Here is a 7,171-nt window from a genome sequence, read left to right on the forward strand (position 1 = left end):
CGTTCAGCGCCGCGCGCAGCTTCGGCGACCAGCCGATCAACTCGCCCGCGGTGTGGTCGGCCATGTCGCGGAAATTCTTCTGCGGCTCGACGATGGCATAGAAATTGCCGCCATAGGCCACGTCCACGACGACCTCGCCCAGGCCCTCGACCTCGGCGGTCAGGCCCTCGGCATAAAGGAAGCCGGGCACATTGGTCAGGCGCACTTCCTCGACGAAGCGACCCTCCTGCCGGTAGCTGATATCGACCTTGCCGGCCGGGGCCTCGATCGAAAGCCTGCCCGGCTCGCGCGGCTGGATCAGCCCGTTCTCGATCCCCATGGTGATGGTGCCGATGGTGCCGTGGCCGCACATCGGCAGGCAGCCCGAGGTTTCGATGAAGAGCACCGCGACATCGCAATCGGGCCGGGTTGGCGGATAGAGGATCGAGCCCGACATCATGTCATGGCCACGCGGCTCATACATCAGGCCGGTGCGGATCCAGTCATAGTCCCGCAGGAAATGCGCGCGCTTTTCCAGCATGTTCGCTCCTTCGAGCCGCGGCCCTCCGCCCGAGACGAGGCGGACGGGATTGCCGCAGGTATGCCCGTCGATGCAGGAGAAGGTGTAAGTCGTCATGTCAGAACCTTTGGGACGAGAAGGGGGCGAGGTCGATGGCGGGATCGCAGCCGGTCACGAGGTCGGCGACGATCCGGGCGGTCCCCGGTGATTGGGTCAGGCCGAGATGGCCGTGACCGAAGGCATAGATCACGCGGGGCGTCGCCCGGGCGCGGCTGATGACCGGCAGGCTGTCGGGGAGCGAGGGGCGGAAGCCCATCCATTGCGTCCCGCCCCCGGTCTTGAGGGCAGGCAGGAAGGACTTGGCCTTGGCCAGCATCGCCTCGGAGCGTTTGAAGTTCGGGGGCAGGTCCAGCCCGCCCAGTTCGACCGCGCCGCCGACGCGGATCCCGGTCGAGAGGTTCGAGACGACGAAGCCGTGTCCGCCGAAGGTGATCTGGGTGCGCAGGTCCAGCGCGCCCGGAGGCAGGGTGGTGTTGTAGCCACGCTCGGTTTCCAGCGGGATACGCTCGCCCAGAGAGCGGGCGATGCGGTGGGAAAAGGCGCCAGCCGCCAGCACGACCTGGCCAACGGCCGGCTGGCCGTCGATCTCGACCCCGCCCTCGACCGGGCGCAGGGCGGTGACGGCCCGGCGTTCGATCACGCCACCGATGCGCCGGAAGTGATTGGCCAGCGCGAGGGTATAGATCTTTGGATCATCGATCGAATACCAGCCGGGCGTGAATGTGCCCTTGACGAAGCGCGGCGCGAGGCCGGGCTGGAGTGCCGCCATCTCCTCGGCATCCATGTGGCGGAACGCGATCCCGTGGCGCTGGCGCGCTTCCCATCCCGGAAGCGACAGGCGAAACTCGGCCTCGCTCTCATAGACCTGGAGATTGCCGTCCTTGCGCAGCATCGGAAGCGTTTCCGTTGCTGCAAGGAAGGGCTCAAGCTCGGACCGGGAGAGATCCATGAGCGCGGTCTGGGCGGCGGTGGAATATGCGACGCGCGAGGCCGCACAGGCCCGCCAGAACCGATACATCCAGGGCGCGATCCTGAGCGCATAGGAGGGCGGGATGCTGAGCGGACCCAAGGGGTCGAGGAGCCATTTCGGCGCTTTCCTGAGGATGCCGGGAGAGGCGAGGGGCAGGATGTCGGTGAATGCGAAGGCACCGGCATTCCCCGCCGATGCGCCTGCCGCCGGGCCCTCGCGGTCGAGGACCGTGACGTCGAGGCCGCGCATCCTGAGCGCGATCGCGATGGAAAGGCCCACCACGCCGGCGCCGATGACCGTGACATCGGTGGCGGCCGGGGCGCTGCCCCGGACCCCGGAGTATTGGGAGAACGAAGAAGTCGGGGAGGTCGTGGACATGGTCGGTCTTAATGCGTCGCGGCGAGGAATTTCTGAAGCTCGATATCCTGAGGGGATTCGAAGAGCTGGGCGGGGGGTGCGATCTCGGCCATGACGCCCTTGTGGAAAAAGGCAACGCGATCCGAGACTTCTCGGGCGAATTTCATCTCATGCGTGACGCAGATCATCGTCATGCCTTCGGAGGCGAGCATACGCAGAGTGTCGAGAACCTCGCCCACGAGTTGCGGATCGAGGGCGGACGTGACCTCGTCGAAGAGCATGTAGTCGGGCGACATGGCGAGGGCGCGGGCGATCGCCATGCGCTGCTGCTGGCCGCCCGAGAGGCGGGAGGGGTAGTCCTTGAGCTTGTCGGCGAGCCCAACATGGGTCAGCTGCTTGACGGCGATGGCCTCGGCCTCGGCCTTGGGGAGTCCGAGGACCTTGCGGGGCGCCAGCGTGACGTTTTCGAGGACCGTCAGATGCGGGAAGGCGTTCCATTGCTGGAACACGATCCCGATTTTCTGGCGGAGCTTGTTCAGGTCGGTGTCTTTGGCATGGACTTCGGTGCCGTCGACGAGGATCTTGCCGGAATCGATCGGCTCGAGCCCGTTGATGCAGGTCAGGAGCGTCGATTTGCCCGAGCCCGATCCACCGATCACGGTCACGACCTCTCCCTTGCTGACGGTGAGGTCGATGCCCTTCAGCACCTCGAGCAGGCCGAAGGATTTGCGGACGTTCTGGATCTCAATCATTGGACCACCGTTTTTCCAGATAACCGCCGAGGCGGGCGACTGGGAAGCTGAGAAGGAAGTAGATCAGGCCGCAGACCGTCAGGATGAACAGCGGTTCCTGCAGGCGGGTGACGAGGATCTGCGAGGCGCGCAGAAGCTCGATCAGGCCGAGCCAGAGGACGAGGGAGCTGTCCTTCATCACGCCGAGCGTCAGGCCGATCCAGGAGGGCAGCGCGATCCGCGTCGCGAGCGGGGCCACGATATGGCGCATGTCCTGTCCCCAGGTCATGCCGAGCGAGCGGGCCGCGCGGCGCGTGGTCGGGGGCACGGCGTCGATGGCGCCGCGCACGATCTCGGTGCAATAGGCGGCGGTATAGAGCGACAGGATCACGCAGGAGGTGGTGAAGGGCCCCCAGCCCAGCTTGGCGATCGACTGGAAGGCATTGCCGAGGACCAGCTGGATCAGCAGCGGGACCGAGCGGAAGATGTCGAGGATGAAGGTCAGGGGCGCGGCCCACCAGGGGCCGATCTGCACGCGGATCACCCCGAAGAGGATCCCCATTACCGTCCCGGCGGCGACCGAGACCCCGGTGACGGCGAGGGTCATGCCCGCGCCCTTCAGCAGGAACATCAGGTCGCTCATGGTCATGGCGGTGTTGAACATGCGCCCCTCCTCAGTAGCGGAACATGCGCCAGGCGATCAGCCGGGCGGCGAGGGTGACGGCCTTGGCGATCAGATAGTAGATCACCGCCGCAATCGCGAAGAATTCGAAGGTTCGGAACGAGCGAGCATTCAACTCCTGCGTGATCCCGGCAAGGTCGGTATTCATGCCGACGGTGACGCCGAGCGAGGTCATCAGGATGGCCCAGACCATCTGGTTGGTCATCGGAAGGAAAGCCACGCGCAGCATCTGCGGCAGGACGATCAGCCGGAAGGCCTGCAGCGACGACATGCCGAGCGAGCGGCCCGCGCGGGTCTGGGTGTCGGGAATGGCCTTCAGCGCGCCGCGGAAATTCTCGGCCAGGTAGCCCGCATTGTTGAAGGCGATGCCGGCCAGCAGCGCGGTATAAGGACTGAGATGGATGCCAAAGCTGCCCAGCCCGAAATGCGCCATGTAGATCTGGAAAAGCGCGGGGGTGTTCCGCGCGATCTCGACCCAGCTTCGGGCGAGGCCGCCGAGGAGGCGGTTGCCCGAGAGGCGCATCAGGGTCAGCGTGATCGCGCAGGCAAGCCCGATGGCCATTGAAAGGAGCGCGATCTGCAACGTGACGAGCGCACCGTCAAGCATCTGGGGCAGGGCGCGCAGGGCCTGGTGCCAGTGGAAGGTGTAGTTGAACATCGGATTTCGCCCCTGATCGCGGGCTGCCGGCGGTTATGGCCCCGCCGGCAGCCGGTCGGTCACATCAGCGATAGACGCCTGCGGTCGTCAGGTCGGGCAGGTCGCCGCCCACCCATTTCTCGTAGAGTTCCGCGTAGCGCCCGGTCCGCACCTGCTGGTTGACGAAGAGGTTCAGGTAGTTCAGCAGCCCGTATTCCTCGCGATTGGTGAAGAGCGCGACGTAATCCGTGTCGAAGGGCGCCTTGCCGACCACCGTGATGCCGGGGAAGTTGCCGGTCTTGACGTTGGCCTGTGCCACGGTCGAGGTCGAGACGGTGGCGTCGATCTGGCCCTGGCTCAGCGCCAGGAACACGTCGGCCTGGGTCTGATAGGGCCGGAACTCGCCCGCGCCCCATTCCTTGACCTGTTTTTCCAGCGCGATGGCCTCGAAGGTGCCGGCGGTGGCGCCGACGGTCTTGCCCTTCATCTCCTCGAAGGACTTGATGCCGGACTTGTCATTCGAGGTCACGGCCATCTCGAAGGCGAAATAGGGGATCGACATGCCGACCGTCTTCGCCCGCTCGAGCGTGTCCGAGGTCGAGGCGACGCCCACATCGACGCGGCCCGACATCAGCGCTGGGATACGCTCGGGAAAGGGAGTCTCGACGATCTCGGCCGTGACGCCGAGCGCGGCGGCGAGGTCGTTGCAATAATCGACGTCGAAGCCGACCGGTGTGTTGTTCGCATCGCGCGAGCCCATCGGCGGGAAGTCCAGCACGACCGCGCAGCGCAGCGTTCCCGACGAGATGATGTCATCCAGCTTGTCGGCGAATGCCGGGCCGGTGAAGGCAGTCGCCATCGCGGCGAGCGCGAGAATCGAGGTCTTCATGTCTTGTCTCCCATGTTGGTGGTCGGATCTTCTTGGAGCGATTCCGTGCATTTTGTATTCAACTAGTCGACATGAAAATCAAATGAAAAATACATAAAGTATACAGCGAGATCGTGCTGGTCTTGATCTGTCTGTTTCCTCCTCGCCTTGCATACAAGTAATATGCAAAGCTGTTCGGGATCTGTGAAGGAGTATTCGTGATGAGCCAGCGGACAATGATCAGCGTAGCGCAACTGGAGGAGATGGTGGTCGAAATCTTCACCAATGCCGGTCTTTCGCCGCTGCAGGCGCGGACGGTGGCCGCGGTGATCGTCGCGGGCGAGCGCGATGCCTGCAAGTCCCATGGCATCTATCGAATCGAGGGCTGCCTGCGCACGATGCGGGCCGGCAAGGTGGTGGTCGAGGCCGAGCCGGTCCTGACCGATGATGGCAGCGCGGTCATCCGGGTCGATGCCCGTGGCGCCTTCTCGCCTGCTGCGTTCGAGATCGGCGCGCCGGTTCTGGCCGAACGGGCGCGCAAGCTTGGCCTGGCCGCGCTGGTCATCAATTCCTGCACGCATTTCTCGGCCCTCTGGCCCGAGATCGAGGTGCTGACCGGGCAGGGCCTCGCGGCGCTGGCGATGTGCCCCAGCTATTCCACCGTGGCGCCGGCCGGGGGGATCAGGCCGCTTCTGGGGACCAATCCGATGGCCTTCGGCTGGCCGCGCCCCGGCAAGTCGCCCTATGTCTTCGATTTCGCCACCTCGGTCGCCGCGCGGGGAGAGATCGAGCTGCACCGCAGAAGCGGCACCCCTCTGCCCGAGGGCTGGGCCATCGACCACGACGGCAAGCCGACGACCGATCCGCAGCGCGCGCTGGAGGGGGCGATGCTGACCTTTGGCGGGCACAAGGGTTCGGCCATCTCGACCATGATCGAATTGCTGGCCGGGGTGATGATCGGCGACCTGACCAGCCCGGAGGCGCTGGATTTCCTCGGCAGCGCCGAGCTGCTGCCCCATCATGGCGAGCTGATCATCGCATTCTCGCCCGAACGCTTCGCCGCCGCCCGTCCGGGGAATGTCTTTGAACGCGCCGAGGTGCTGTTCGAGGCCATTGTCGGGCAGGGCGCGCGGCTGCCGTCGCAACGCCGCTTCGCCGCGCGGGAACGGGCGCTGGCGGAAGGGATCGAATTGACGGCCGAGGAGGTCGAGGGGCTGGAGCGTTTGCGCCGCGGGGCCTGACCCGCGACGCGATGGGGCGCGGTGGACTTCCCGTCAGACGGGAACCGCCGTGCGGTGCTTGATCCGCCGTAGCACGAAGATCGAGGAGGAGGTCGCGATCGCATTGTGATCGAGGATGCCGCGCATCAGCACGCGCTCATAATCCGCAACATCCTGCGCCACGATATGCAGCAGATAGTCCCAGTCGCCGCTGATCGAATAGCATTCGACGACGTCCTCCTGCGCGTCGATGAATTCCTCGAACGCGGCGCGCATGGCGCGGCTTTGCGAGTTCATGCGGATCTGGCAGAAAACGTCGAGGCCGCGTCCCAGCGCCGCCGGATTGACCAGCCTGACCGCGGGTCCAAGGACGCCCGCCTCCTCCAGCGCCTTGACCCTGCGCCAGCAGGAGGCGGCCGATGAGCCGACGCGCTCGGCCAGTTCCTGATTGGAGATCGCGGCGTCTTTTTGCAGCACCCGCAGGATCTTGCGGTCGAGGGAATCTATTTGGATCATTTGATCCTCATATTTCTGAATTGTGAAATGTATCATTCACAATAAACCAATCCTGCGAAGCGTTTGAAAGGATATTTCACCGGATCAGCGTAAAATGTTCCGTGAGGCTATCCGAGGAACAGAACCATGGCACCGTCAACCGCGACCGCGCTTCGCAATGCACCGGAAATCGGTGTGGACTGGATGGCCGTGCTGCGCCACATGGCCCTCAGCCGCGCGCTGGACGAGATCGAGGAAACCCGCCTCGTCCCCGAGAAGAAGGTGCTCTACCAGTTCTCGGCCCGGGGGCATGACATGGCGCAGATCCTGCTTGGCCTGCGCCTTGATGGGCGGCATGACGCGGTCTGCGGCTATTACCGCTCGCGGCCGCTGCTGCTGGCGCTGGGGGTCGATCCGGTCGATGCGCTGGGATCCGCCATGGGTCGGGCGGGCGGCTATTCGGATGGCCGTGACATTGGCGTCGTCTTCAACTTTCCGAACCGCGAGGGGGCAATCGCGCTGCCGATGTGCGGAGGCGTCGGGGCGCAATATACGCCCACAGCTGGCTGGGCGCAGGCGCTGGAATACCACGCCCGCGTGCTGGGTTCGCGCGACCATGCGGGGTCGATCGCGGTGGTGCTGGGCGGCGATG

General features: G+C 65.1%; 8 protein-coding genes and 1 pseudogene. 2 read left to right on the plus strand and 7 right to left on the minus strand.

Going from position 1 to position 7,171, the window contains the following annotated elements; translation table 11 throughout:
* The 6 genes from VNQ78_RS13750 to VNQ78_RS13775 all read right to left on the minus strand — a co-directional run.
* Positions 1-616: proline racemase family protein (locus tag VNQ78_RS13750; RefSeq protein ID WP_325690697.1), on the minus strand; the 616-nt coding region annotated here is incomplete at its 3' end.
* A 1-nt stretch (position 617) separates the two neighbouring features.
* Positions 618-1,907: an FAD-binding oxidoreductase gene (locus VNQ78_RS13755; protein WP_325690700.1), complete on the minus strand. Its 1,290-nt coding sequence runs from the start codon at positions 1,905-1,907 to the stop codon at positions 618-620.
* An 8-nt stretch (positions 1,908-1,915) separates the two neighbouring features.
* Complete coding sequence (locus tag VNQ78_RS13760) at positions 1,916-2,638, minus strand: amino acid ABC transporter ATP-binding protein (RefSeq protein ID WP_325690702.1); 723 nt, start codon at positions 2,636-2,638, stop codon at positions 1,916-1,918.
* A complete protein-coding gene (locus tag VNQ78_RS13765) occupies positions 2,631-3,281 on the minus strand; it encodes an amino acid ABC transporter permease (RefSeq protein ID WP_325690704.1) in 651 nt (216 codons plus the stop codon). Before VNQ78_RS13765 ends, VNQ78_RS13760 begins: the two co-directional genes overlap by 8 nt.
* 10 nt (positions 3,282-3,291) lie before the next feature.
* Complete coding sequence (locus VNQ78_RS13770; protein WP_325690706.1) at positions 3,292-3,957, minus strand: amino acid ABC transporter permease; 666 nt, start codon at positions 3,955-3,957, stop codon at positions 3,292-3,294.
* Between the two features lie 64 nt (positions 3,958-4,021).
* Entirely contained in the window at positions 4,022-4,825 is an 804-nt protein-coding gene (locus VNQ78_RS13775) for a transporter substrate-binding domain-containing protein (protein ID WP_325690708.1), read from the minus strand.
* Between the two features lie 200 nt (positions 4,826-5,025).
* On the opposite strand from VNQ78_RS13775, the gene VNQ78_RS13780 reads away from it, so the two are divergent.
* Complete coding sequence (locus tag VNQ78_RS13780) at positions 5,026-6,045, plus strand: Ldh family oxidoreductase (protein ID WP_325690710.1); 1,020 nt, start codon at positions 5,026-5,028, stop codon at positions 6,043-6,045.
* A gap of 33 nt (positions 6,046-6,078) precedes the next feature.
* Here VNQ78_RS13780 and VNQ78_RS13785 read toward each other — a convergent pair whose 3' ends face one another.
* Positions 6,079-6,540, minus strand: a complete 462-nt coding sequence (locus VNQ78_RS13785; protein WP_325690712.1) for an Lrp/AsnC family transcriptional regulator — start codon at positions 6,538-6,540, stop codon at positions 6,079-6,081.
* A 126-nt stretch (positions 6,541-6,666) separates the two neighbouring features.
* Between VNQ78_RS13785 and VNQ78_RS13790 the strand changes: the two are divergent.
* Positions 6,667-7,171 (plus strand): annotated as a pseudogene (locus VNQ78_RS13790) (pyruvate dehydrogenase); the annotation flags it as partial.

The sequence above is a fragment of the Paracoccus sp. (in: a-proteobacteria) genome (assembly GCF_035556475.1).
Lineage (GTDB): Bacteria > Pseudomonadota > Alphaproteobacteria > Rhodobacterales > Rhodobacteraceae > Paracoccus.